18 protein-coding genes are annotated in these 25200 nt (G+C 63.4%); 8 read left to right on the top strand and 10 right to left on the bottom strand.

The features are described from left to right. Nucleotides 1-3: 3 nt before the first annotated feature. Genes SCLO_RS03615 through SCLO_RS03595 form a run of 5 tightly spaced genes read left to right on the top strand, consistent with a single transcriptional unit; the run spans nt 4 to nt 6776 of the window. Nucleotides 4-2091, top strand: coding sequence for a PQQ-dependent dehydrogenase, methanol/ethanol family (locus SCLO_RS03615; RefSeq protein ID WP_066515859.1), 2088 nt, complete (start codon nt 4-6; stop codon nt 2089-2091). Then, entirely contained in the window at nt 2078-4153 is a 2076-nt protein-coding gene (locus tag SCLO_RS03610; protein ID WP_066515855.1) for a 3-hydroxyacyl-CoA dehydrogenase NAD-binding domain-containing protein, read from the top strand. Before SCLO_RS03615 ends, SCLO_RS03610 begins: the two co-directional genes overlap by 14 nt. Then, nucleotides 4150-5301, top strand: a complete 1152-nt coding sequence (locus tag SCLO_RS03605; protein WP_231923338.1) for a thiolase family protein — start codon at nt 4150-4152, stop codon at nt 5299-5301. The genes SCLO_RS03610 and SCLO_RS03605 overlap by 4 nt, the downstream gene beginning before the upstream one ends. 4 nt (nt 5302-5305) lie before the next feature. Further along, nucleotides 5306-5722 carry a Zn-ribbon domain-containing OB-fold protein gene (locus SCLO_RS03600; protein WP_066515847.1) on the top strand — a complete coding sequence of 139 codons (417 nt, stop codon included), beginning with the start codon at nt 5306-5308 and terminating at the stop codon, nt 5720-5722. A 10-nt stretch (nt 5723-5732) separates the two neighbouring features. Continuing rightward, on the top strand, nt 5733-6776 hold the full coding sequence (locus SCLO_RS03595) for an SMP-30/gluconolactonase/LRE family protein (protein ID WP_066515846.1): 1044 nt from the start codon (nt 5733-5735) through the stop codon (nt 6774-6776). A 4-nt stretch (nt 6777-6780) separates the two neighbouring features. Here SCLO_RS03595 and SCLO_RS03590 read toward each other — a convergent pair whose 3' ends face one another. The 8 genes from SCLO_RS03590 to SCLO_RS03555 form a co-directional block, all read right to left on the bottom strand. Continuing rightward, a complete protein-coding gene (locus tag SCLO_RS03590) occupies nt 6781-7752 on the bottom strand; it encodes an NADPH:quinone oxidoreductase family protein (protein ID WP_197705127.1) in 972 nt (323 codons plus the stop codon). Nucleotides 7753-7766: 14 nt separating this feature from the next. Continuing rightward, nucleotides 7767-8405, bottom strand: a complete 639-nt coding sequence (locus SCLO_RS03585) for a nuclear transport factor 2 family protein (RefSeq protein WP_066515841.1) — start codon at nt 8403-8405, stop codon at nt 7767-7769. A 13-nt stretch (nt 8406-8418) separates the two neighbouring features. Beyond that, nucleotides 8419-9423 (bottom strand): LLM class flavin-dependent oxidoreductase, encoded by a 1005-nt coding sequence (locus SCLO_RS03580; protein ID WP_066515839.1) that lies wholly within the window; start codon nt 9421-9423, stop codon nt 8419-8421. A 37-nt stretch (nt 9424-9460) separates the two neighbouring features. Next, nucleotides 9461-11857 (bottom strand): CaiB/BaiF CoA transferase family protein, encoded by a 2397-nt coding sequence (locus tag SCLO_RS03575; RefSeq protein WP_066515838.1) that lies wholly within the window; start codon nt 11855-11857, stop codon nt 9461-9463. A 143-nt stretch (nt 11858-12000) separates the two neighbouring features. Beyond that, a complete protein-coding gene (locus SCLO_RS03570) occupies nt 12001-12657 on the bottom strand; it encodes a flavin reductase family protein (protein ID WP_066515836.1) in 657 nt (218 codons plus the stop codon). An 11-nt stretch (nt 12658-12668) separates the two neighbouring features. Next, complete coding sequence (locus tag SCLO_RS03565) at nt 12669-13472, bottom strand: enoyl-CoA hydratase/isomerase family protein (RefSeq protein ID WP_066515833.1); 804 nt, start codon at nt 13470-13472, stop codon at nt 12669-12671. Nucleotides 13473-13568: 96 nt separating this feature from the next. Beyond that, the gene (locus SCLO_RS03560; RefSeq protein ID WP_066515831.1) at nt 13569-14309 is read right to left on the bottom strand and encodes a TetR/AcrR family transcriptional regulator; all 741 of its coding nucleotides are present in this window, start codon (nt 14307-14309) and stop codon (nt 13569-13571) included. Between the two features lie 188 nt (nt 14310-14497). Then, complete coding sequence (locus SCLO_RS03555; RefSeq protein WP_066515829.1) at nt 14498-16543, bottom strand: PQQ-dependent dehydrogenase, methanol/ethanol family; 2046 nt, start codon at nt 16541-16543, stop codon at nt 14498-14500. Nucleotides 16544-16716: 173 nt separating this feature from the next. Here SCLO_RS03555 and SCLO_RS03550 point away from each other — a divergent pair, with 173 nt between their 5' ends. The 3 genes from SCLO_RS03550 (at nt 16717) to SCLO_RS03540 (ending at nt 20181) form a co-directional block, all read left to right on the top strand. Next, nucleotides 16717-17139 carry a Zn-ribbon domain-containing OB-fold protein gene (locus SCLO_RS03550; protein ID WP_066515828.1) on the top strand — a complete coding sequence of 141 codons (423 nt, stop codon included), beginning with the start codon at nt 16717-16719 and terminating at the stop codon, nt 17137-17139. Beyond that, complete coding sequence (locus SCLO_RS03545) at nt 17136-18329, top strand: thiolase C-terminal domain-containing protein (RefSeq protein ID WP_096362087.1); 1194 nt, start codon at nt 17136-17138, stop codon at nt 18327-18329. Before SCLO_RS03550 ends, SCLO_RS03545 begins: the two co-directional genes overlap by 4 nt. A 67-nt stretch (nt 18330-18396) precedes the next feature. After that, a complete protein-coding gene (locus SCLO_RS03540) occupies nt 18397-20181 on the top strand; it encodes a cation:proton antiporter domain-containing protein (RefSeq protein ID WP_066515825.1) in 1785 nt (594 codons plus the stop codon). 74 nt (nt 20182-20255) lie between these two features. Here the strand turns inward: SCLO_RS03540 and alaS are convergent, their stop codons facing one another. After that, nucleotides 20256-22910, bottom strand: coding sequence for an alanine--tRNA ligase (alaS, locus tag SCLO_RS03535; protein WP_066515822.1), 2655 nt, complete (start codon nt 22908-22910; stop codon nt 20256-20258). A 113-nt stretch (nt 22911-23023) separates the two neighbouring features. Then, on the bottom strand, nt 23024-25120 hold the full coding sequence (locus tag SCLO_RS03530) for a malate synthase G (protein ID WP_066516027.1): 2097 nt from the start codon (nt 25118-25120) through the stop codon (nt 23024-23026). Nucleotides 25121-25200 lie beyond the last annotated feature (80 nt).

The raw sequence follows: 25200 nt of genomic DNA, 5'->3' as shown, positions 1-25200 counted from the left end.
GGAATGCGGTTTTCTTGTCTTGTGCTGCCGCTGCTTTCGCTGCTGGCGGCCTGTGCACCTTCAGGCGAAGCGCGGCGCGACGGGAGCGACTGGCCGAGCTATGGCGGAATCGATGATAATCATTACAGCCCGCTGACGGAGATCAACGACCGCAACGTCGCGGGGCTGAAACTCGCATGGTTTGAGGACATCCAGACAGGTGGATCGAGCCTGTCCGCGCCCATCGCGGTCAATGGCGTTCTCTATTATGCGTCGGGTTATAGCGTCATCCACGCGCTGGATGCGGCGACGGGGCAGGAATTGTGGACTTACGACCCGCAAAGCTGGAAGGTGGCGGGGCAGAAGATGCGCGCCGCCTGGGGCATTCGCGGCATCGCCTATGACAATGGGATGGTTTTTACCGGGACCATCGACGGGCGGCTGATCGCTATCAACGCGCGCTCCGGCCATCCCGTCTGGACAGCGCAGACCATCGGCAAGGATGATGAGCGTTACGTCACCGGCGCGCCATGGGTGTTCGACGGCAAGGTCATCATCGGCCACGGCGGCGCGGATTTCGCGCCGGTGCGGGGCTATGTGACCGCTTATGACCAGAAGACGGGCAAGCAGCTCTGGCGTTTCTACACCGTGCCGGGCGATCCCAGGCTGGGCTTCGAGAACAAGGCCATGGAGATGGCGGCCAAAACCTGGACCGGCGAGTGGTGGAAATATGGCGGCGGGGGCACGGCGTGGAACGCCACGGCCTATGACCCCAAATATAACCGCATCTATATCGGGATCGGCAACGGTAGCCCATGGAACCAGAAGATCCGCTCTCCTCAAGGCGGGGATAATCTGTTCCTTTGCTCCATCGTCGCGCTGGACGCCGATACGGGCGAATATGTCTGGCATTATCAGACCAATCCTGGCGAAACCTGGGATTTCAATTCGGCGATGGACATCGAACTGGCGCGGTTGGAGATCGACGGCCGGGAAAGGGACGTGCTGATGCACGCACCCAAAAACGGTTTCTTCTACGTCATCGACCGGGAAAGCGGGAAGCTGATCTCCGCGAAGAACATCGTGCCGGTCAACTGGGCGAGCGGCATCGACATCGAGAGCGGCCGGCCCATCGAAAATCCGGCGGCCCGCTATCCCGACGGCAAACCCGCCATCGTCTACCCCTCCCCCTTCGGGGCGCATAATATCGAGGCGATGTCGTTCAACCCCGGTACGGGACTGGCCTATATTCCGGCGATGGACCAGGGACGGGTCTATATCGATCCTGCCGAGCCGCTCAAGGGATGGAAGCATCTGGACGGCCAGCGCGCCAGCGTCGGCACCGGCGCGCCGCCACCCGGCGTAGCGCCTGACCGCGCGGCCACCAGCTTTCTTCTCGCATGGAATCCGGTGACGCAGAGCGAGGCATGGCGTATTCCCATGACCGGCCTGCGCGGCGGCGGGGGCACCGCGACGACAGCGGGTAACCTGCTGTTTCAGGGCAATGCGACCGGGAAGTTCGTGGCCTATGCAGCCAATAGCGGCCGTCCGCTCTGGTCTTTCGACGCGCAGACCGCAGTCATGGCGCAGCCCATCACCTATCGGGCGCGCGGCAGGCAATATGTGACCGTGATCGCCGGATCGCGCTTCCCCAGCGCCGTGGGCCTGCCGCGCGAGTGGAATTACCGCACCCAGCAATGGCGCGTCCTTACCTTCTCGCTCGACGGCAAGGCGAAGCTGCCGCCCGTGCAGCAGGTGGAAACACCGGTGATCGACATGCCCGATTTCGCCGTCGATCCCGCCAAAGCGGCCATAGGCGCGCGTGTTTACGCTGAGCGCTGCTCGATCTGCCATGGCGCGAAGGTGGTTTCGGGCGGGGCAGCACCCGATCTGCTGCAATCGGGCGTGCCACTCGATATGGATAGCTTCCGGAGCATATTGCATGACGGTATTCTTCGCGAACGGGGCATGCCTCGCTTCGAAGAACTGACCGACGCCGAAATCGCCGGTCTCCAGCATTATTTCCGTCAACGCGCGCATGAAGTGCTGGCCCTGCAAAAGGCCGGACAGCCGGGCGCTCAAACGCATAGAGGCTTGAATGAAGGTCAATGATGTCGCCACCTATGAGGTGGAAGGCGCGGTCGCGGTCGTCACCCTGAACTCCCCGCCGGTGAACGCATTGTCCGCTGCCGTGCGACAAGGCATCGCCGGTGGCCTGAAGATGGCGCTGGAGGACGATGCCGTCCGCGCCATGCTGCTGATCTGCGAGGGCCGCACCTTCTTCGCCGGAGCCGACATCACAGAATTCGGCAAGCCGCCTGTCGAACCGGTGCTGCGCGATGTACAGTTGATGCTTGAAAACGCCACCAAGCCCGTCATCGCCGCCATTCATGGCACGGCGCTGGGCGGCGGGCTGGAAATCGCGCTGACAGCACATTATCGCATCGCCGTCCCTTCGGCCAAATGCGGTTTGCCGGAAGTCAATCTGGGCCTGCTCCCCGGCGCGGGCGGCACGCAAAGGCTGCCGCGCATAGTGGGCATTGCCAAGGCGCTCGACCTCATCACATCGGGCAAGCCCGTCTCTGCCAAGGCGGCGAAGAAGATGGGTCTGGTCGACGAATTGGCGACGGAGGGCAATCTGCGCGCCGACGCCCTCACGTTCGCCAACCGGGTGATCGACGAGAACCGCCCGCTGCTCAAGGTCCGCGACCGCACGGACAAGTTGAGCGAAGCGCGCGGCAAGCCGGACATCTTCGCCGATTTCCGCAAGGCGCATGCGCGCAAATTCCGGGGTTACAAGGCACCTGAATCCATCATCCGCTGTATCGAGGCCACGTTGGAAAAGCCTTTCGACGAAGGCCTCGCCTTTGAAGCCACGCTCTTCCGCGAATTGCAGGCAGGCAGCCAGTCCGCCGCGCAGCGCCACATTTTCTTCGCCGAGCGGCAGGCCGCCAAGATCGACGGCATTCCGGCCGATACGCCCATCCTGCCGATCCGCAAGGTCGGCGTGATCGGCGCGGGCACCATGGGCGGCGGCATCGCCATGAGCTTCGCCAATGCGGGCATCCCGGTCACTCTGGTGGACAGCAGCGAGGATGCGCTGTTCCGTGGCCTGCGCGTCATCCGCGGCAATTATGAAGCGACCGCCCGGAAAGGCCGGATGAAGGCCGAGGATGTGGACGCGCGCATGGGTATTCTCACCGGATCGGTGTCGATGGAGGATCTGTCCGACTGCGACCTCATCATCGAAGCCGTGTTCGAACTGATGGAGATCAAGAAGGAAGTCTTCGCGAAACTGGACGGGATCGCGAAGCCAGACGCCATTCTCGCCACCAACACCAGCTATCTGGACATTGACGAGATCGGATCGGCCACCAGCCGCCCGGCGAGCGTCATCGGTCTGCATTTCTTCTCGCCAGCCCATATCATGAAGCTGCTGGAGATCGTGCGCGGCAAGAATACCCGCGCCGACATCATCGCCACGTCGATGAAGCTCGCCAAGACGCTGGGCAAGGTCGGGGTGCTGGTCGGAAACGCTTATGGTTTCGTCGGCAACCGCATCCTCGCCGCCCGCGACGCGCAGGCGAACCGGCTGATCCTGGAAGGCGCGACGCCTGAGGCCGTGGACAAGGTGCTCTACGACTTCGGCTTTCCAATGGGCCATTTCCAGATGCGCGATCTGGCGGGGCTGGACGTGGGCTGGAACCGGGAAAAGAGCAGTTCCTCGACCGTGCGGGAAATTCTCAATGAGATGGGCCGGCACGGGCAAAAGACGGTCGGCGGCTTCTACGACTATGACGAGAACCGCAATCGGACGCCTTCGCCTGTCGCGCAGAAGGTGATCGAGGATTTCGCTGCGAAGCAGGGCATCGCCCACCGGGAAATCGGCGAGGCGGAAATCCGCGACCGCATCCTCTATGCCATGGTCAATGAAGGCGCGAAGCTGCTGGACGAAGGCATCGCCTCGCGCGCGTCCGACATCGATGTGGTCTGGGTCACGGGCTATGGCTGGCCGCAATATGAAGGCGGGCCAATGTTCTGGGCCGATCTTCAAGGACTTCCACAAGTGCTTGAAAAACTGAAATCCTTGCAGGATGAATATAGCGACGCCTTTGCGCCCTCGCCGCTGATCGAACGTCTGGTTTCCGAAGGAAAGGGGTTCAGGGACGCATGATGAAGGGCAATCGCGTCGCGATAACGGGGGTCGGCGAAACCCCCTTCCTCCGCAAGGGCGAGGAAGGCGTGCTCAAGATGATGGCGCGCGCCAGCCTGTCGGCCATTGCCGACGCAGGCCTGAAACCCTCGGACATCGACGGCTATATCTGCAACAGATATGCGGGTCATGGATCGGACGAGGTCGCCCATGCCATCAGCGCGGGGGAAAAACGCTTCTGCGCCATTGCCGACAGCGCGGGAGGCACGGCGACCACCGGGCAGGCACTGCAAATGGCGCAGATGGCGATCGAGGCAGGGCTGGCCCGGCATGTGCTGGTCCCCTATGCGATCCGTTCGACCAAGCCAGGGGGCGTGTATGGCGTCCATGCGCGCGAGCCGCAAAAGGCGGGCATAGAGATGCCAGTCGGCTTCTTCGGCCAGCCCACCTATTTCGCGAGCATGGCCAACCGCTATGCGCATGAATATGGCATGACGGAGGAAGAGCAGGCCGCCGTGCCGATGACCTATCGCGCATGGGCGGCGCTGACGCCCAGCGCGCAGCGGCGCGAGCCGATGGACCTGGACGCCTATCGCCGGTCGCCAATGATCGCGACACCCCTGCGCGCGGCCGATTGCTGCCTCACCACCGATGGCGGGGGCGCCTATGTGGTGAGCGCGGCCGAGGAAGCACGCGACATGCCGCATCCGGTGGTGTCGGTGCGAGGCATGGGCCTTGGCTTCACCAACTGGCCGCAGGGCGTTCTTTTCACGCAGACGCCCTGCACCTTCGCCTTTCCCGGAGAAGCATCGGCCCGGCGCGCCTATGAAATGGCGGGCTGCGACGCGAAGGATCTGGACCTCGCTCAGGTCTATGACGGTTTCACCATCTCGGCGCTGGTCCAGACGGAAATGCTGGGCCTGTGCGGGAAGGGAGAAGCGTCCCGCTTTTACGCCGCCGGTCATGCCAGGCCGGGCGGGCGGATGCCGGTGAACACCAGCGGCGGCCATATGTCGGGCGGCTATGTGCCGGGCATGAACCTCATCATCGAAGCCGTCCGCCAGCTGCGCGGGCAGGAAGGCGAGCGGCAAGTGGCCGACGCGCGCCTCTGCGCCGTGGCCGGACTTGGCGGCAATTCCCATTCCACCACCATTTTGGCGCGGGACTGACATCATGGGCATTCCGATCTATTCCCCCACCATCGAAGAGCCGCTGATGCAGGGCTATTATGACGGGCTGGAAGCGGGCGAGCTTCGCATCACCGCCAACGCGGAAACCGGCGAGTGGATCTGGTATCCGCCCGAGGTGGTGCCCGGAAGGCCCGACGCCGTTCTGGCATGGCGCAAGGTGTCGCCGGAAGGCCGCGCCTATACCTTCACCACCGTGACGCGCAGCCTGCTTCCGGGCGATCATAAGGCAGAGGTGCCCTTCACCGTGGTCCTTTTCGAACCGGACGACGCGCCTGGCGTGCGTGTGCCGGGCATATTGGTCGATGCCGATGGCGTGGAGCCGCGCTGCGAGATGCGCCTGCGTTTCAGCCCGGTACAGGCAGGCGACCACAAGATTGCGGGATTCGCTCCCGCCGGTTGAGGAGAATGGCATGATAGCGGGACGGCGCGAAATCCTGTTGGGCGGATTGGCGGCGACGCTGGCGGGATGCGCTGGCGGCGCGACGATGGGGCGAAACCGTAACGCCCTCCCCCCACTCACGCCCGCTGACTTCTCTCTCGTCATCGGCGGTCTGGATCATGCCGAAGGGATCGCCGCCAGTCCGGACGGACGACTGTTCCTGTCGAACGCCGGTGGCGTGATCGGCGTGCTGGAAACGGACGGCACTCTGCGGCAGATCGGCCAGCCGCTGATGCCCACCGGGGTGGCCGTCGATCCACAGGGCCGCGTCATCGTCGCCAATATGGGTTTGCTCAACAACGGACCCGGATCGTTGCAGCGTGTCGATGTGGGCAGCGGCACGGTCGAAACGCTGGTTTCCGAACTGGAGGGCCGCGCGCTGGCCGCCTCCAATAATCCCGCCGTGACGCGGGACGGCACCATTTACTGCACGCATAGCAGTTGGGGGCCGGTTGCCAATATCGGCACCACGGTCCCGGCCGGCTTCATCTATCGGGTCGCGCCGGACGGCAAGGCTTCCATCGTCGTCCGTGACCTGCGGGGCGTGAATGGCCTTTGCCTCGACCGGGATGACCGCCATGTCTATGCCTCCATCACGGCGGAGGGGCGCATCCGGCGCTGGAGGCGGCAGGCTGACGGGTCGCTAACCGATCCGGAGGATTATGGGCCGCAATTGGGCATGGTCTTCCCGGATCAGAAGGTGCAGGCCATCCGCGCTATGCCTGCGGAAGAACGCGCTACACTCGGCTATTGCGACGGCATCGCGTTTGATATGGTGGGCAATTTGTGGGTGACGCTGCCCTTCGCCAACCGCATCGTCGCACTCACGCCGGACGGGCGGAAAATCGACATCATCCACGATCCGGAAGGCAAACGCATCGTGATGCCGACCAATCTCTGCTGGGGCGGCGCGGACCGGCGCGACCTCTATGTCGTCTCGCGAGGCAATGGCAGTATCGTGAAGGCCCGGACGGAGGTCGCGGGCCTGCCGCTTGCCAATTGGTCGCCCGCCTGACGGATCAGGCCGACGCCATCTCCACCACCACCTTGCCCAGCGCCTTGCGGTCCATGATCCAGCGGATCGCTGCCGCACTCTCCCCAAAGGAAAAGCGCTTGCTGATAGAAGGCCTTAAAGCACCTTCCTCATACCATTCATAAAGCTCGGCCACGTTGGCCAGGTGCAATGCCGGCTCCCGCACCAGGAACGATCCCCAGAACACGCCGACAATGGCCGCACCCTTCACCAGCGCCAGGTTGAGCGGGATCGAGGGAATATCCCCCGCGGCAAAGCCGATCACCAGATAGCGCCCATCCCAGCCGATCGAACGGAAAGCAGGTTCGGCCAGCGCGCCGCCCACCGGATCGCAGATCACGTCGACACCCTTGCCGCCGGTCAGCTCCTTGATCGTCGCCTTGAGGTCGACGTCCGCATAATTGACGAATTCGTCCGCGCCATGCGCCTTCGCGAGCGTCAGTTTCTCCTCCGAAGAGGCGGCCGCGATCACGCGCGCGCCCATCCTCTTGCCGACTTCCACCGCCGCAAGGCCGACGCCGCCACCCGCGCCCAGCACCAGCAGCGTTTCGCCCGGCTGCAACCGGCCGCGTTGCTTGAGGGCATGGATCGCCGTGCCATAGACCAGCGTGAAGCTGGATGCGATGTCGAACGGCATGGAGGCCGGTACCGGCACGCAATGGCTGGCCGGGACGACCACCTCCTCGGCAAAGGCGCCCCAGGTGGTCATCGCCGCCACCCGGTCGCCGATCTTGAAGCCGGTGACGCCTTCGCCCACCGCCTCGACGATCCCCGCCGCCTCGCTGCCGGGACTGAAAGGCAGTGGTGGCTTGGCCTGATAGAGGTTGCGGATGATGAGGCTGTCAGGAAAATTGACGCTCGCCGCCATGATGCGGATGCGGATTTCGCCTTTCCCCGGTTGGGGCGAAGGCACGTCCCGCATGACCAGTTCCTCAGGCGGGCCAAAATGTTCGCACATCAAAGCCCGCATCTTTATCCCTCCAGAAACTGCTTCCGCATGCTGTAATAATCGTCATTCGGATATTTCTCGCTATGCTGCCCGGCGGGCCACTGCGCATAGGGCATTTCAGCAGGAAAAGCGGGCGAGGTGTAGTCGGAAAGTCCCCGGCGACGGATGATCTTCCACTCGCCATTACGGCGTTCCAGATCGTCCAGATAGCGGCCCTGGAAGAACTGATCCTCCTCGCCCGTCCCGTCTTTTCGATCGCGACGGTGCTGGGCGAAATAATAGCATTCCGAGAAGGCCTTATCGCCCTTCACCTCGATCGATACGTTCGAGATATGGTGGCAGGCATATTTCAGTGTCGCCACGATCTTGAACGCGAAGCCCACGAAATCGGAGGATTTGCCCTCGAACCGCCCATGTTTGTGCGTCGATTCCGGCCAGAAGCAGGATCGCAGCAGCGCCTCGTCCGCCCGGTCATTCGCCCGCGCATAGGCGTAGAGAAGCTCCGTGATCTGCCCGCGCGACTCCAACATGTCGAGACGGTCGGCCATGCTCCCCTCTCCCTTGCGCTTCGGGGCGGCGGCGGAGGCTCCGCTCGCGGCCGCCATGCCGAAGGGGACGGCCAGCATGGCAGCCAGCGCTACGCGACGATTGCGTTCTTCCATCCTGCTTCTCCGCTCAGACCACATCTTCCAGCAAGCCGGGTTCGGCCCGCAGGCGCGGCAAGACTTCCGCTTCGAACAGCTTCAGGCTCTTCCACGACAGTTCGGGGGCCAGCCCGCCGAGCAACGCATGGAATGTCACGGCCGTGCCACGCCCCAGCCCCTTGAGATAGGCAAAGCATTCGTCCGGCGTCACCACCTTGATATTAGGCATGGCTTTCAACGCTTCGACCGTTTCGGCGGCGTTGTAGCGGGTCTGGCCCGTGCCACGCTCCTTCGCCCATTCGGCATAGAGGTTGGTCGCGTGAGCGACGTGCGGCGCCACCAGAGGCCAGTCGCGATCCGGGTCGTCCGACACGTAGAGGAAACTGGCGGCGGGCTTGCGAAGCTCCTCCGGCGGCGGAAAACCGGCCTTCTCCCGCTCTTCCTTGTAGAGGGTGAACAGGTCGGGATGGCCGGGGAAATATTGATAGCCGCCCTTGGCCGCGCGGATGGCCGACTTGTCGGTCGATCCGCCCATATAGATTTTCGGCCCGCCCTGCGTCGCGGGCGCGGGGGTCACGCGGACGGTGCGGCCCCGAAACTCGAACGGCTCGCCTGTCCATGCGCTTTTGAGCGTCGCCATCGCTTCGTTCATGATCGCCAGCCGCTTGGTGATGTCGCGGCCGAACATCTCGAACTCGTGCGGACGATAACCCATGCCCGCCGTCAGCCAGACCCGGCCCGGCGCGATATTGTCGAGCACCGCCAGATCCTCCGCCAGACGCAGAGGGTCGTGCATGGTGACGACCAGCGCCGACAGGTGCGTAACGATCCGGTCGGTCGCGCCGAGGATCGAGGCCGCCTGCACCATGGAGGACGGACAATAGCCTCCCTCCGCGCCATGATGTTCGGCGAGGAACACCTGCGTGAAGCCCAGCTTGTCGGCCCATTTCGACTGTTCGATCGCGGTCCGGTAAAGCTCCGGATGGGGTGCACCGAAATCGGGGCGGTTCATGTCGTAGCGAAGGTTCAGTTGCACCCGAAGGCTCCTCTCATCTCAATGCGTTCATGGCCGGTCAGGCGGCGGACACGCGCGACTGGATGCGGCCCTTGACGTCCGCCGCCTGCATCGCCTTGCCGCTGTCGATCAGCGCGTCGATCTCGCTTTCCGAATAGCCGATCTCGGCCAGTATCTGCCGCGTATGCTCGCCCAGACGGGGCGCGGAGCCTTTGGCGAAGCCCGGCGTCGCGCTGAAATGCATGAAGCTGCCGAATTGGCGGACGTGGCCGTACATGGAATCGAGATTCTCGATCACGCGGTTGCTGTTCACGGCCCAGTCCTGCCACAACGCCTCGCGCACCCAGCTCGTTTCCCGCACGATCTCGCAAGAAGCGCGCGCCGCGTCGAGCAAGGCGAAGGCATCTGCGCTCGTCCTGCCTGCGAAGAAAGACTTGAGCGCGTCGAGCAGCACCGCATCATGATCCGCACGGCCGCGTGGCGTGGCGAAGCGGGGATCGCCCAGCCATTCGGGATGGCCAACCGCCTTGGCCAGCGCGGCGAAGCGGTCGTCCTGACGGCAGCAGACGCACACCCAGCCGTCGCTCGTCTGGTAAATCCGGTCCAGCGCATTGTAACCGGCCTGTTCCTTGTCGAGCCGGAAACCATAGACGACCTTCTTGTCGGCATCGAGGAAATGCTCGGACGTGGTCCACAAGCTCGAATGAAGCTGCGGGATTTCCAGATAGTCGCCCTTGCCAGTGACGGAGCGATGCTCCAACCCCATCAATATGCCCGCAGCGCCGAGGAAGCCGTTGTTATAATCCTCGTTCCCGAACACGGCGCGGGTCGGCGGATTGCCTTCGCCGCCGCCCTCGTAGAGCAGGCCGGTCCAGCCCGATACCAGCGGCGCGAAGCTCTTCAGCAGCGACTTCGGCCCCTTCGACCCGTAACCGGGCAGATAGCAGTAAATCAGGCGCGGATTGATCTTTGAGAGCGCTTCATAGCCGATGCCCAGCTTGTCCGCCTTTCCGGGGCGCAGATTATGGGTGACAACATCGGCCTGCGCCACCAGCTTGAGCGCCGCTTCCAGCGCCTCGGGCGTCTTGAGGTTCAGCACCATGTCTCGCTTGCCGCGCTGCGCAGCGTCGAAACAGTCGGGCAGCGGGCGCATCTGGTCCCCATCGGGCGTTTCGACCTTGATGACGTCCGCACCGAGATCGGATAGCAACCTCCCCCCATAACCCACCGCGAAGAAAGAGGAAAAGTCGACAACCCTGACCCCTTCCAGGGGCCGTCCGACCGGCTCGCCCTGCTTCACCAGTTCGGCCCGGCGACGCGCGATCAGGTCGCCGAGCGCTCCATTGTCCGCGCCCACCGCGGGGGCCGGGCGCGGTGTTGCGCAGGGGGCATTGCTGAAACGAACGGCTGGTGCGGCCTGATAGATGGTGCCGAAGTCCGGATCCGGCATGGCGATGCGCTGTCCCACGAACTCGACCTGATCATCCAGCAGCACTTCGGCCGGCTCCAGCACAGGCAGCGCCGCCACGTCCGCCGCCTGGAACAGCGCGATCCATTCGGCGCGGGTCTTGCTCTTGAACGCATCGAAAATCTCGACGCGGGCAATGTTATATTCATCGTCGGAGAGCGGGACCGACATTTCCGGCGCGGTCACCCGCTGAACCCGGTCGCCAAAGCCCAATATGTCCATGGCCCCCTTGAAGCCGCCCTGCCCGCCCGTATGGATTTGCAGGAACAGGCCATCGGCGCATTCGAACATGCCGGTCACGAGCCGGGTTTTGCCGAAACGGTCCATCGCGCCGGAATCCCCGGCCTTGATGTAGGAAATACCCTCTTCCTGCCACCAGTTGTTCATGGGCGACTGGGCCAGCATGGCGTCCAAGAGCGACGCTTCGACCTTTTGCCCTGTCCCGTTGTGCCGCCTCACGCGGACCGCCGCCAACGCACCGATCACGCCGAGGAAAGCCTGGCCATAATGCAGCGCCGGATGCCCCAGATAGACGGGGCCGGGACGGAAGGAACTGCTCCGGTCGACCATCGTGCCGAGCAGCGCCGCCGCCAGCGATTCCCCACGCGGGCGATCGGCAAAGGGCGTGTCCGCCCCATAGGCCGTCAGCACGCAGACGACCAGTTCGGGGAAATCCCGGCCAAGGCTCGCCGCATCGAGGCCCAGCGCTTCGGCTTCTCTCTCCTCCAGCGCGTGGATGAAGATATCCGCGCCTTGCAACAAGCCACGCAGCGAAGCGAGGTCCGCCGCATCGTTCACGTCCAGTTCCACGCTGCGCTTGGAACGGTCCCAGCTTTTGCGGCTCAGTTCATGCACGAAACAGGCGCCGCCACGCGGCTCCACCTTCACGACATCCGCGCCATGATCGCTGAGCAGCATGCCGGCAATGGCGACTGGCATTTCCGTGGCGAGTTCGATTACCGTCAAATGATCCAGCGGACCTGGCATCACAATCTCCTATGCGGTCTGCGCCGCTGTTTCGCGCGACTTTCCCCTGATGACCTTCCAGCCGGAAGGCCATCGAATTCTCGAACGGAAAGAGACACGACTTTGAACCGGAGCGCAAGTAATATTGCACTATAGGTTCAATTTCATTCGTCTGTTGCATCTTCTCCGCCAGCCAGGCGGGATGGGTCGTAACGCGGACGCTCCATCTGGAAGCTGTCGCTGTTGCGGACGTACCAGCCGCTGCCATGGGTGCGCCCGATGAGCTTCATGGCCGGCGTGTCCAGATAGACGCGCTCCCGATCGCTGATGAACTCGTCCTGGATGTGCGTCATCACGATCTCGCCGATCATCACCGTCTGAAAAGAGCCAATGTCGAGCGCCGCCACCTTGCGGCATTCGAAACTCACCGGGCTGGTGGCGATCCGGGGCGGCGCGACCAGGACGGAAGGCTCCACCGCGATTCCTGCATAATCGATCTCGCTGACGTCAGCGGGCGTATCGACGCTGCACTGGTTCATCTTGTCCGCATCCGCTTCGCAGACAAGGTTGACGACGAACTCGCCGGTGGCGATGATGTTCGTGGCGGTATTTTTCAGTCCGCGCGAAGCCGGTTCCTTGAGCAACCCCAATACGATGAGGGGCGGCTCGGTGCCGACCGCATTGAAGAAGCTGTAGGGCGCGGCGTTGATGATGCCCGCCTCCGATCTGGTAGTGATCCAGGCGATCGGGCGGGGTGTGATCGTCGAATTGATGATCTTGTAGCGCGTCGCCATCGGCAACGAACGCATATCGAACTGCATGCGATGCCTCCTTATTCCGCCACTTTCTTCTTCGCGGCGGATCGCGTCTTGAACGCTGCGCGCGCCCGTTCCGCTTCCTCGCCGGCCTGACACATATGGCCATAGGCGAGTTCCAGCGCATGCGCGGACGCGAGGTCGCCGGTTTCGGCTTCCGCCAGCAGCCTTTTGCTCAATTCGATGGTATGCCGGTTACCCTGCCCCATGGACGCGCCCATCGCCTCTGCCTCGGCGACGGCGGTGCCGGGCGGCACAATGCGGCTGACGATGTCCAGAGACAATGCCTCCGCCGCACTGACAGTCCGCCCCGAAAAGAGGATTTCCGCCGCACGTGCGCGGCCAAGCAGGCGCGTCAGGAACCATGCGGACCCGCCATCGGGAACCACGCCATAATCGATGAAGGGCGCGCCGAAACGCGCATCCTCCGCCGCGAAGATCATGTCGCAGGCCATGGCGATGCTCCACGACATGCCGAATGCGCCGCCTTCGACCGCTGCCACCGTAGGGATCGGAAGGGCGCGCAGCCGGCGAATGATCCGCTGCCCCATTTCCAGCCGCGATGCCAATGCCAGCGCCCCATGCCCCCGCGCGGGCGGCACTTTCACGTCGCCGCCATTGCCGAAATAACCTTCCGCACCGCAAAGGATCAACATGCGCACGGGCGTCGCATTTTCCAGACGGTCGAGCGCGGCGGAAAATTGCTCCCACATGCCAAAGGACACGGTGTTGCGATAGCGGGAACGGTTGAACGTGATGACCGCTATGTCATTGTCCCGCAGCTCGAACAAAAGCTCGGGTTCAGGGCTTGTTTCAGCCATATTCACTCTCCTTTCCCCACAGCAGACGGGGACACAGGAAGGGACTAGATCAATCGGACGGGAGGGCGCAAGTAAAATTGCATATCGGTATATATTTTACGCCGCTTCTTTTTGCTCGCGCAATTTTCGGGGTACGGGCAAGGCTTCCATTCCGCGCTCCCCTATGTCCTTGATCAACGCGTCCACCTCCTTGCGCGCCGCGCCACGGAGCGATCCCAGCATGCAGGACAGATACCCGCTCACCAGGCGGACGATGATCTCGTCATCGGGGATGCGGTCCTGCGCCCAGTCGTTGATCGTCGCATATTCGAACCGGACGATATCGTCGACCAGACTATCCACCTTCACCCAGGGCTGAAGATGCCTCTTCGCTTCCAGCGCGCTGATCCACTGCCGATTATGGTGCATGGCGGGCGAATGCATCGCGGCCCAGATGTCATGATCGACATCCGAACTGAAATAGAGCGACATGATCGCACGGATATAGTTGCGAATCTTGCGGTTGCGCTGGACCACGGAAATCATCCGCTCCAGATTATGCTGCAACGTGCCGGGTTCGCTGGAATAGGAGATCCGGCTGACGAAATCGTCGAAATATTCCTGAATGGCCGCCGCGATCATGCGTTCGCGCGTCTGGAACGCGTTATAGAGCGTGCGCTTGGCCACACCCGCACGCTGGCCGATCTCGTTCATGCTGAGCGCGGCTATGCCCTGCTCGGCGATGACCTTGCGGGTTTCCTCCAGGATTCTGCGCCTGCGCTCGATGATCGCCGGACTGGAGTAGGTCTGCGGCCTGTCGCCCGTTTCCCTGACCGATGCGTTGTCCTTGCCTTCCAATTCTTCGCCCTCAAGTTCTCGCGCCCATATGGCTGCCGAAGATTTGCGGCGCCATGATAAAGAATATACATGGCAGCGCAAATCATCCGGTCCGGTTTCGCCTTCTTCCAGTCCGCCGCGTAAGGCAAGACGCCACAGAACCGAAGCGGCACGAAAAATCGTACGAAGGGCTGAGCCTTTTCTTTTGCCTATTTCCCCTTCTTGGCGGTTTCACGCGCTTGCAGACGGATATAGTGGCGCAGCCCTTCCAGTTCCGCATCGGTCAACTGCCCGAACGCCCCCATGCCGCGCGCCATCAGCGCTCCGTCATGCACAACCGAACGGAAGGTGTCCGCGTCGAGCGGGACGCCGGATTTCCGTAGGTCCGGCGCCGCGCCGCCCGCCATCATGCCCACGCCATGACAGATGACGCAGGACGTGTTGTAGATGCCCGCGCCGATCTTCGCCTTGGCGGGATCGACGACGAAGGCGGGGTCGTCCTGGATGGGCATATCGGCCATCTCGACCTTGGGCAGCACCTTCGTCCCGCCGATGGTGAAAGTCAGCACCCGACGCGACTGCTGGGCATAATCCCAGTTAGGCGAATTAGGAAAGCTGCTGCGGAAGCCGGTGAGGACAGTGATATATTGCTTGCCGTCGACCGAATAGCTGATCGGCGCGGACAATATGCCGTTCTGCGCCGGGAAGGACCAGAGCTTGCGTCCTGTCGTGGCGGAAAATGCGTTGAAATTGCCGTCATTCGTCCCCTGGAAGACCAGATTGCCTCCCGTCGCCAGCGTTCCCCCATTGAACACCTGCGGCTGGGGGATAGACCATGCGATCTTGTTGTTCGCCACGTCCCAGGCAACCAGCTTGCTCGTCGCGGGGGGCGGAGGCGGCAGGTCGGCCGAAGCTGCGCCGAGGCCCGTATTCACGAACATGCCGGGCTTATACTGCCAGTCTTTCACATTGGCGGGGTCGGTGACATAGCGACCGCCTTCCATGACCGGGATATAGCTGTAGCCCGTCTTGGGGCTGAACGACATGGCCTGCACGCCATGCGCCCCATTGGCGAAGGGATACATGAGGAACGTCTTGCCGTTGGGATAGAGCGAATCCGGATTGGTTTCCGGCCTTCCCGTTTCGGGGTCGATGCGCTTGGCCCAGGTCTGCTTGGCGAACTCGCCGGCGGAGATCAGCTTCCCATTCTCCCGGTCGATCGCATAGAAGAAACCGTTCTTCGGCGCGTGCATCAGCACGGAACGCTTCTTGCCGCCGATTTCGATATCGGCCAGTTCGATGTCCATCGCATTGTTGAAGTCGTAGCTGTCGCCGGGATTGGTCTGATAATGCCAGACATATTCGCCCGTCTTGGCGTCCAGCGCAACGATGGAGCCAAGGAACAGATTATCGCCGCCGCCGGGGCTGCGGATCTTCTGGTTCCACGGCCAGCCATTGCCGGTGCCGATATAGATGCGGTCATATTTGGCGTCATAGGCCATGGCGTGCCACACGGTGCCGCCGCCGCCATATTTCCACCATTCGCCGGTCCAGGTCTTGGCCGCCATTTCCATGGCCTTGTTCTCGAAACCCTTGGCCGGATCGCCGGGCACGACATACCAGCGCCACGCCTTCTTGCCCGTCTTGACATCATAAGCCGTCACATAGCCGCGCGTGGGGCTGTAATCCGCTCCGCCGAAACCGATCACGACCTTGTCGCCCGCTATCCATGGCGGACCCGTGATATAGCCGTTTTCCGCCTCATCCAGCGTCTGCACGGACCAGCGCGGCTTGCCGGTCTTGGCATCGACAGCGATCAGGCGTCCTTCGCGGGTCGCGGTGAAGACCAGCCCGTCCTTATAGGCGATGCCGCGCGTGCCCCATCCTGCCCGCTGGCGTGTTTTCGCTTCCGGCTGGCTCGCGACATCGGGATCATATTGCCAGAGCAGCTTGCCGGTGCGCGCGTCCAGCGCATGAACGACGCTCAGCCCGACCGCGAAATAGAGGACGCCGTCCACCTGGAGCGGCTGGGAATAGGAATCGAACGTGTCGATGTCATAGGACCATGCAAGCCCCAGCTTGCCGACATTCTGTTCGTTGACGTCTTCCAGCCTGCTATAATGCTGTTCATTATCGTCGCCGCCATAGCTGGACCAGTTGGCGTCCTTGCCTGCCCCGGCCGTCAGCGCGCCGCACCCCCAAAGGCCGCCCGTCAGCGCCACGCCTGCCGTGAATACAAGCCATTTCCTCTTCATGCGTCCCTCTCCTGAAACCTGCGACGGCGTTCCAATTTATTGCACATTGGTGCAGTATTGATCTCATGTCAAATGCGATCTCGCATTGACATGGCAATCGCCCGCTTCATAACATTGCACCATAGACCATAATTCTCGCGCCGATCCGGCCGGCATAGGGAGCAGGATGGAAAATGGCCCCGGCAACCGAACGACCGCTTCCCTTGCCCGACCCTCTCTCGCAGCCTTTCTGGGATGCCGCGCGGGCGCATCGGCTCTGCGTTCAGGCCTGCCTGCAGTGCAATCATCTCGCTTATCCGCCTGAAGCCGCATGCCGGAAATGCGGCGGCAGCGATCTGCATTTTCGGGACGTATCGGGCCGCGCGACGCTACATAGCTGGACCGTGCTACACGATCCGCCGTCTCCGGGTTTTCAGGATCGGCTCCCTGTCATCCTCGCGGTGGTGGAACTGGAGGAACAGAAAGGCCTGCTGCTCAGCACCAACCTGATTGACGCCGCGTTGGAAACGCTTCGCATCAACCTTCCTCTGGAGGCGTGGTTCGAGGATGTAGGAAACGACTGCGCTCTCATCCAATTCCGCGTCAGGGAAGCATGACGATGTGGGCGCATAGTGGCAAGGTCGCCGTCGCTGGAGTCGGCTATAGTCCACTGGAGCGACGTTCGGGGAAATCCCTCGCGGCCCTCACGGTTCAGGCTTGCGACGCGGCGCTGACCGATGCGGGCCTCATCCGCGCCGATCTGGACGGCATCGCCACCAGCCCCACCATGCCGCGCTATGGCGGGAAGAAGGGCGTGGATGAAGGCATCGACGTCGTGACGCCATGGTATCTGTCCGACCTGCTCGGCATTTCCGGCCACGTGGCGTGGACGGGATCGACCAACAGCATGGTGACGCAAAGCCTGATCGACGGCGCGCTGGCGATCGCGGCGGGCCTGTGCCACCATGTCATCGTCTATCGCGCGCTGCATGTGCCCGATGGCCGCTATGTCAATTTCGATACCGTCCATGCGGTGGGGACGGACCAGTATCTCGCGCCATATGGCTTCAACATGCCGCCCGCATGGGCCGCCATCGTGATGCGCCGCTATTTCGAGCTCTACGGTTATGAACGAGCCGATTTCGCCCGATATATCGCCGACAACCGCGCCAATGCCCAGTTGAACCCCAACGCCTTCTGGCGCGGCAAGCCGATCGCGCCAGAGGATTATCTGAACGCCCGCATGATTGCCGATCCCATGTCCATCCTCGATTGCGACATTCCGGTGGACGGCTGCTGCGCGCTCATCCTGACCTCCACCGACCGCGCCCGCGATTTGCGGCAGCCGCCTGCCCTGCTCACCGGTTTTGCCGCGTCCACTCGCCATGGCGCGGGCGGAACGCCAATGAATCTGGAGGATATGTGGGAAGGCGCGCGCGAAACCGCGGGGCGTCTCTGGACCACGACCGGCCTCTCGCCCGCCGACATGAGCACGGCACAGCTTTATGACGGTTTCAGCCCGCTGGTGCTGACATGGCTGGAGGGCATGGGTTTTTGCAAACAAGGCGAAGCGCTCGCCTTCCTGCGCAAAGGACATGGCACCCTGACCGGATGCCTGCCTATCAACACGGGCGGAGGCGCGCTGGGCGAAGGGCGATTGCACGGCATGACCCAACTCGCCGAAGCGGTGATGCAGGTCACGGACCGCGCGGGCGAAAGGCAGGTACCCGGCGCGCATCATGCGCTCGCCACCATTTCCAACGGCCTTGTCAAATCGACGGCCTTCATCTTCAGCCGGGACGACTGAAGACGGTCTTTGCATTTTCTACTGAAAAACTCTGGATATTCATGCGCCGCGCCGCAATGATGATGGCATGGCCGGTGCGATCAATCCTCAAAGCTTCAGCGATTCCCTCGTCATCCTCGGCGCGGCCGGTCTGGTCATCCCCGGCTTCGCTCGTTTCCGCATCAGCCCGGTGATCGGGTTCATCCTGGTCGGCCTTGCGGTGGGGCCGGCGGGTCTGGGATCGCTGGTGGGCGAATATCCCTGGCTCTATCATTTCACCATTTCCAACCAGCAGGCGATAGAGCCCTTCGCGGAACTGGGCGTCATATTATTGCTGTTTTCCATAGGGTTGGAATTGAGCTTCCGCCGCCTGTGGACGATGCGGGCGCAGGTGTTCGGCGTCGGCGCGACCGAACTGATCGGCAGCGGCCTGCTGATCGCCGCGGGTCTCTACATATTGGGCCAGCCGACGGCGGGAGCCATCGGCCTCGGCCTTGCGCTCGCCCTGTCCTCGACCGCCGTCGTGCTTCCCATGGTGGGGACGCAGAGCGCGGTGGGACGCGCAGCCTTCTCGATGCTGTTGTTCGAGGATCTGGCTCTCGTCCCCATCATCTTCATGCTGGGTGCGCTCGCTCCATCGGTCGCCGCCAGTCCGGACGGCGCATGGAGCGAGTTGGCGAACACACTGCTCAAGGGCGGACTCACCATCGCCGTCATGCTGGTGCTCGGGCGCTTCTTCCTGCCTCATGTCTTCAGCCAGGCCGCCCGCACCAAGAGCCCCGAAGTGTTCCTGGCGGCCAGCCTGCTGGTGGTGATCGTCTCCAGCCTCTCCACATCCATCGCGGGCCTTTCGCCCATCGTCGGCGCGCTGCTGGCGGGCCTGCTGATCGCGGAAACCGAATATCATGGCGAGGTCGAAGTGATGACCGCGCCGTTCAAGGGACTGGCGCTCGGCGTTTTCCTCATCACCGTGGGCATGAGCCTCGACCTGCGCGTCATCCTGGCCAACTGGCCGAGTCTGGTGTTGGCGGTGGCCGGCGTGATCCTCGCCAAGACGCTGGTGACGGCGGCGCTCCTCTATTTTTCCGGCGCGCGCAAGGGCGTGGCGCTGGAGGTGGGCGTGCTGATGTCCAGCCCATCCGAAACCACGCTGATCGTGCTGTCGGCGGCGGCGGCGGCCAAGCTGATCCTGCCTTCGACCGCTGCCTTCTGGCAGATCGTGACCGCCATCGGACTTACCATCACGCCGCTGCTCGCCCGCATCGGCCACGACATCGCCCGCCGTCTTGAAATGGCGCTGGGCGAAGAGGTGGTGGAAGTGAAGGAGGAACAGATCGAGGCGGCGGCCGTGGTGATCGGATTCGGCCGCGTCGGGCGTATGGTCTGCGACCTGCTGGGTACACACAAGCAGCGTTTCATCATCGTGGAATCCGATCCCGATGTGGTCGCCGAGGCCCGCCGCGACGGCTATCCGATCCTGTTCGGAGACGTGGCGCGGACGGAAATGCTGGACCGGCTGCGGCTGGGCCATGCCCGCGCGCTGATCCTGACGATGGACGATCCGGTCCTGTCGGTGCGCGTGACCAAGCGAGTGCGCGGGTGGGTGCCGGACCTGCCCATCATCGCCCGCGCCCGCGATACCGAACATGCGGCCCAGCTTTACCGGGCCGGCGCGAGCGACGCGGTTCCCGAAACGCTCGAAAGCTCGCTGCAATTGGCGGAGACCGCACTCGTCGATCTGGGCGTCGCGATGGGGCCGGTGATCGCGTCCATCCACCAGATGCGGGAAGACCTTCGCATCGGGATCAAGGATGCTGCCCAGCTTGAAAATGCGCCCAAGCTGCGCCGCCTGCGGGCCGATGAGGTGCCCTGATCGGATGGATCCGATCACGCTCCGGCGACCCGAAGCATGTCGCGAGCCAATGCAGCAGCGCGAGCAGGCCGCTTCTAGGCCGGAACCTTCGCCAATGCCGTCTTCACCGCTTCTATGGCCGCTTCCGCCCTGTCGCCGTCCGGGCCGCCCCCTTGCGCCATGTCGGGACGGCCGCCGCCTCCCTTCCCGCCCAAGGTCTCCACGCCCGCCCGGACCAGATCGACTGCGCTGACGCTGCCGGTCAGGTCATCGGTGACGCCCACGGCGATGCTGGCGCGTCCGTCCGTGACGGCGAGAACGGCGGAAACGCCGCTACCCAGCGTCGCCTTGTTCTGATCGACGATGCCGCGCAGTTCCTTGGGGTCCAGCCCTTCGATCACCTGACCGATGAAGTTGATACGGCCGACCTGCTCCGGTCCGGCCGCCTGCGCCGAACCGCCACCGCCCAGCGCCAGCGCCTTTTTCGCGTCGGCCAGTTCGCGTTCAAGCTTGCGGCTCTGCTCGACCAGCGCGGCGATGCGGGCGGGCACCTCCTCCGGCGTGGTCTTGAGCGTTGCGGCGGACTGACGCAACCGGTCTTCCCGGTCCGAAAGCCACAGGCGCGCGGATTCCCCGGTCAGCGCCTCGATCCGGCGAACGCCCGAAGACACGGCGCTTTCCGAGACGATCTTGAAGAGCGCGATGTCACCGGTCGCGCGGACATGGGTGCCGCCGCACAGTTCGACGGAATAGCTGTGCTCATCGCCCCGTCCCATGGAAAGAACGCGAACCTCGTCGCCATATTTCTCGCCGAACAGCGCCATGGCGCCCGCCGCGATAGCGTCATCCGGCGTCATGAGGCGCGTGGTCACTTCCTCATTATGGCGGATCTGTTCGTTCACGTCCGCCTCGATCGCAGCGATCTGGCTGTGGGTCAGCGCTTCGGGATGCGAAAAGTCGAAACGCAGACGATCCGGCGCGACGAGGCTGCCTTTCTGCGTGACATGCGCGCCCAATTCCTTGCGGAGAGCGGCATGCAGCAAATGAGTGGCGCTGTGATTGGCGCGGATGCGGTCGCGGCGCTTCACGTCGACGCTGAGGTGGACGGTATCGCCGACCTTGATGCTGCCCGTGCCTACCTTCGCGCGATGGGCGTGCAGGCGGCCCAGCGGCTTGGCGGTGTCCTCCACATCCGCAACCAGCCCGGCCTGCGAGGATATGGTGCCCGCATCGCCCATCTGGCCGCCGCTTTCGCCATAGAAAGGGGTCTGGTTGGTGATGATAGCAACTTCATCGCCCGGCCCCGCGCTATCGACGCGCGCGCCATCCTTGACCAGCGCGAGAACTTCGCCTTCGCCTTCCGTCGACGTATAGCCGATAAATTCGGTGCTGCCGGCGTTTTCCGCGATGTCGAACCAGATTTCGTCCGACGCCTTTTCGCCCGATCCCTTCCACGCGGCACGGGCTGCGGACTTCTGCTCCGCCATCGCCTTGTCGAAACCATCGCGGTCGACGCCAAGACCGCGTGAGCGCAGCGCATCTTCGGTCAGGTCATAAGGGAAGCCATAGGTGTCGTAGAGCTTGAACGCTGTCTCGCCGGGCAGTGTGCCGCCTTCGCCGAGACCGGAGGTCGCCTCGTCCAATAACCTGAGGCCATTTTCCAGCGTCTTGCGGAAGCGGGTTTCCTCCCGGAGCAGCGTTTCTTCGATCAGCGGCTGGGCGCGGACCAGTTCGGGATAAGCGCCGCCCATTTCGGAGACGAGGCTGCCGACCAGTCGATACATCAACGGCTCCTTGGCGCCGATGATGTGGGCATGACGCATGGCGCGACGCATGATGCGGCGGAGAACATAGCCACGCCCTTCATTCGCGGGCAGCACGCCATCGGCAATCAGGAAACTGGTGGAACGCAGGTGATCCGCGATGACGCGATGACTGGCCTTATATTCCCCATCGGTGGCGGTGCGGGTCAGCGCGCCGCTTTCGGCGATCAGCGCCCTGAAGGTATCCGTGTCGTAATTGTCGTGGACGCCCTGCATCACGGCGGCGATGCGCTCCAGCCCCATGCCGGTGTCGATGCTGGGCTTGGGCAGTTCGGAAACGATCTCGTTCGCTTCCTGCTCATATTGCATGAAGACCAGGTTCCAGATTTCGACGAAGCGGTCGCCATCCTCTTCCGGGCTGCCCGGAGGGCCACCCCAGATATGCTCGCCATGATCGTAGAAGATTTCCGAACAGGGACCGCAAGGGCCGCTGTCGCCCATCGCCCAGAAATTGTCCTTGGTCGGAATGCGAATGATCTTGTGGTCGGGCAGGCCGCCGATCTTCTTCCACAGGTCGAAAGCTTCGTCGTCGGTATGATAGACCGTCGCCGTCAGCTTCTCCGCCGGAAGGCCCCATTCCTTCGTCAGCAGCGTCCAGGCATGGAGGATCGCCTGCTCCTTGAAATAATCGCCGAAGCTGAAATTCCCCAACATCTCGAAAAAGGTATGATGACGCGCGGTATAGCCGACATTGTCGAGGTCATTATGCTTGCCGCCCGCCCGAACCGACTTCTGGCTGGACGTCGCCCGCGTATAGGGACGGGTCTCGAGGCCCGTGAAGACATTCTTGAACGGCACCATGCCCGCATTGACGAACATCAGCGTCGGGTCGTTGTGCGGCACCAGAGGCGCGGAAGGGACGATGGCGTGGCCGTTCGCCCCGAAATATTCGAGGAAGGAGCGGCGAATGTCGTTGGTCGAGGTCATGGGGGCGATTTAGTGGGAAGCGCCCCGGCGCACAAGCGGGGCTTTTCATCGCAACGTCGATTGGACGATCTGGCGGGACGGGCGGCTTTTGCATCAGCCGCCCGCCGCCGCTTTCAGCCCCGCGCCTTCACGCGGGAGCGGTACTGATGGAGCAATGGCTCGGTATAGCCGTTGGGTTGCGCGACGCCTTCGAAGACCAGCGCACGGGCGGCTTGATAGGCCAGGCTGCCCTCTTCATTCCCGCTCATCGGACGGTAGAGCGGATCGCCCGCATTCTGCGCATCGACCTTGGCGGCCATGCGCTGGAAAGCGGCGTCGACCTGCTGCGCCGTGCAGACGCCGTGCAACAGCCAGTTCGCCATATGCTGGGACGAAATGCGAAGCGTCGCCCGGTCCTCCATCAGGCCGATGTCGTGGATGTCCGGCACCTTCGAGCAACCGACGCCCTGATCGACCCAGCGGACGACATAGCCCAATATGCCCTGTGCATTGTTGTCCAGTTCCTCGGCGATCTCCTCCGCCGACCAATTGCGGCCGGTGGCGACGGGAACGGTCAGCAGGCGTTCGAGTGATGCGACGGGTTCGGCGCGGCGTTCTGCCTGGCGGGCGAACACGTCCACCTGATGATAGTGGGTCGCGTGGAGCGTAGCGGCCGTGGGGGAAGGCACCCAGGCGGTGTTGGCGCCGCTCCCGGGGTGGCCGACCTTCTGTTCCAGCATGTCCGCCATCCGGTCGGGCGCGGCCCACATGCCCTTGCCGATCTGCGCCTTGCCGGAAAGTCCGCAGGCGAGGCCGATCTGGACGTTGCGGTCCTCATAGGCGGCAATCCAGTCGCTTGCCTTCATCTCGCCCTTGCGGATCATGGGACCGGCCTGCATCGACGTGTGCATTTCATCGCCCGTGCGGTCGAGGAAGCCGGTATTGATGAAGATGATGCGATCCTTCACCGCTTCGATGCAGGCGGCGAGATTGGCGGAGGTGCGGCGTTCCTCGTCCATGACCCCGACCTTCAGCGTATGGCGGGAAAGGCCGAGCATATCCTCGATCGCGTCGAACAGGCGGTTGGTGAAGGCGGCCTCCTCCGGACCGTGCATCTTGGGTTTGACGATGTAGACGCTGCCGGTGCGGCTGTTGCCGCCCGGTTTCTTGAGGTCGTGCATCGCGATCAGGCTGGTGACGATGCCGTCCAATAGGCCTTCGGGCGCTTCGCCGCCATCGGCCAAGCGGATGGCAGGGGTCGTCATCAAATGGCCGACATTGCGGACGAGGAGAAGGCTGCGGCCCGGCAGGGTGAAGCTGTTCCCATCCGATGCGGTATAGCTGCGATCCGGGTTGAGGGCGCGGGTCATCATCGCGCCGTTCTTCTCGAAGGTGTCGGTCAGGTCGCCCCGCATCAGGCCCAGCCAGTTGGCATAGGCCGCCACCTTGTCCTCCGCATCGACGGCGGCGACGGAGTCCTCCAGGTCGCAGATGGTGGTCAGCGCGGATTCCAGGATGACGTCGCAGATGCCCGCCGGATCGTCCCGGCCGATGGGATGGGCGCGGTCGAAGACGACTTCGATGTGGAGGCCGTGGTGGCGGAAGAGGCGGCCCTTCTCGCTCCGGCCCACATATTGTGCGGGATCGGCGAGCGCCATGTCGTCGCTGGCAAGCTCGGTCCAGCTTCCGCTTGCCAGCGGCACGGCCTTGTCGAGAAACGCCTTTGCCCACGCAATGACCTGCGCGCCGCGTTCGGGGTCGTATCCCTTTCCGGCGGGAGCGCCGGGAATTGCGTCGGTGCCGTAGAGCGCGTCGTAGAGGCTTCCCCATCGCGCATTGGCGGCGTTGAGGAGGAAGCGGGCGTTGAGGATCGGCACGACGAGCTGCGGTCCGGCGAGGCGGGCGATTTCGTCGTCGACATTCTCGCTGGCGATCGTGAAGGGCGCGGGTTCGGGGACGAGATAGCCAATCTCAAGAAGGAAATGGCGAAGTGTCGCGGTTTCGGGAGGGCGGCCCTGGCGGTCCTGGTACCAGGCGTCGATCCGGCTTTGGAGGAGGTCCCGCTTTTCCAACAAAGCCCGGTTTTCCGGGGCGAAGCGGGCGAAGATCGCCGCCGTGCCGGACCAGAAGGCGGCGGCGTCGATGCCCGTTCCGGGAAGCGCGCGCTCCTCTATGAAGGTGGCGAGGGGACGCGCGACCTGAAGGCCCGCTCTGTCGATCATGTCGGTCATCGGATGCTCCTTTTGCGGCGCACCATAGACGGTCGGCATTATGTGCAGTAGAGGGCATTATTCAAATTCAGAATTTCCCC

It is taken from the genome of Sphingobium cloacae, assembly GCF_002355855.1.
GTDB lineage: Bacteria > Pseudomonadota > Alphaproteobacteria > Sphingomonadales > Sphingomonadaceae > Sphingobium > Sphingobium cloacae.
Note: the sequence above shows the minus strand (reverse complement) of the source record. Positions and strands in the feature narration are given on the sequence as shown.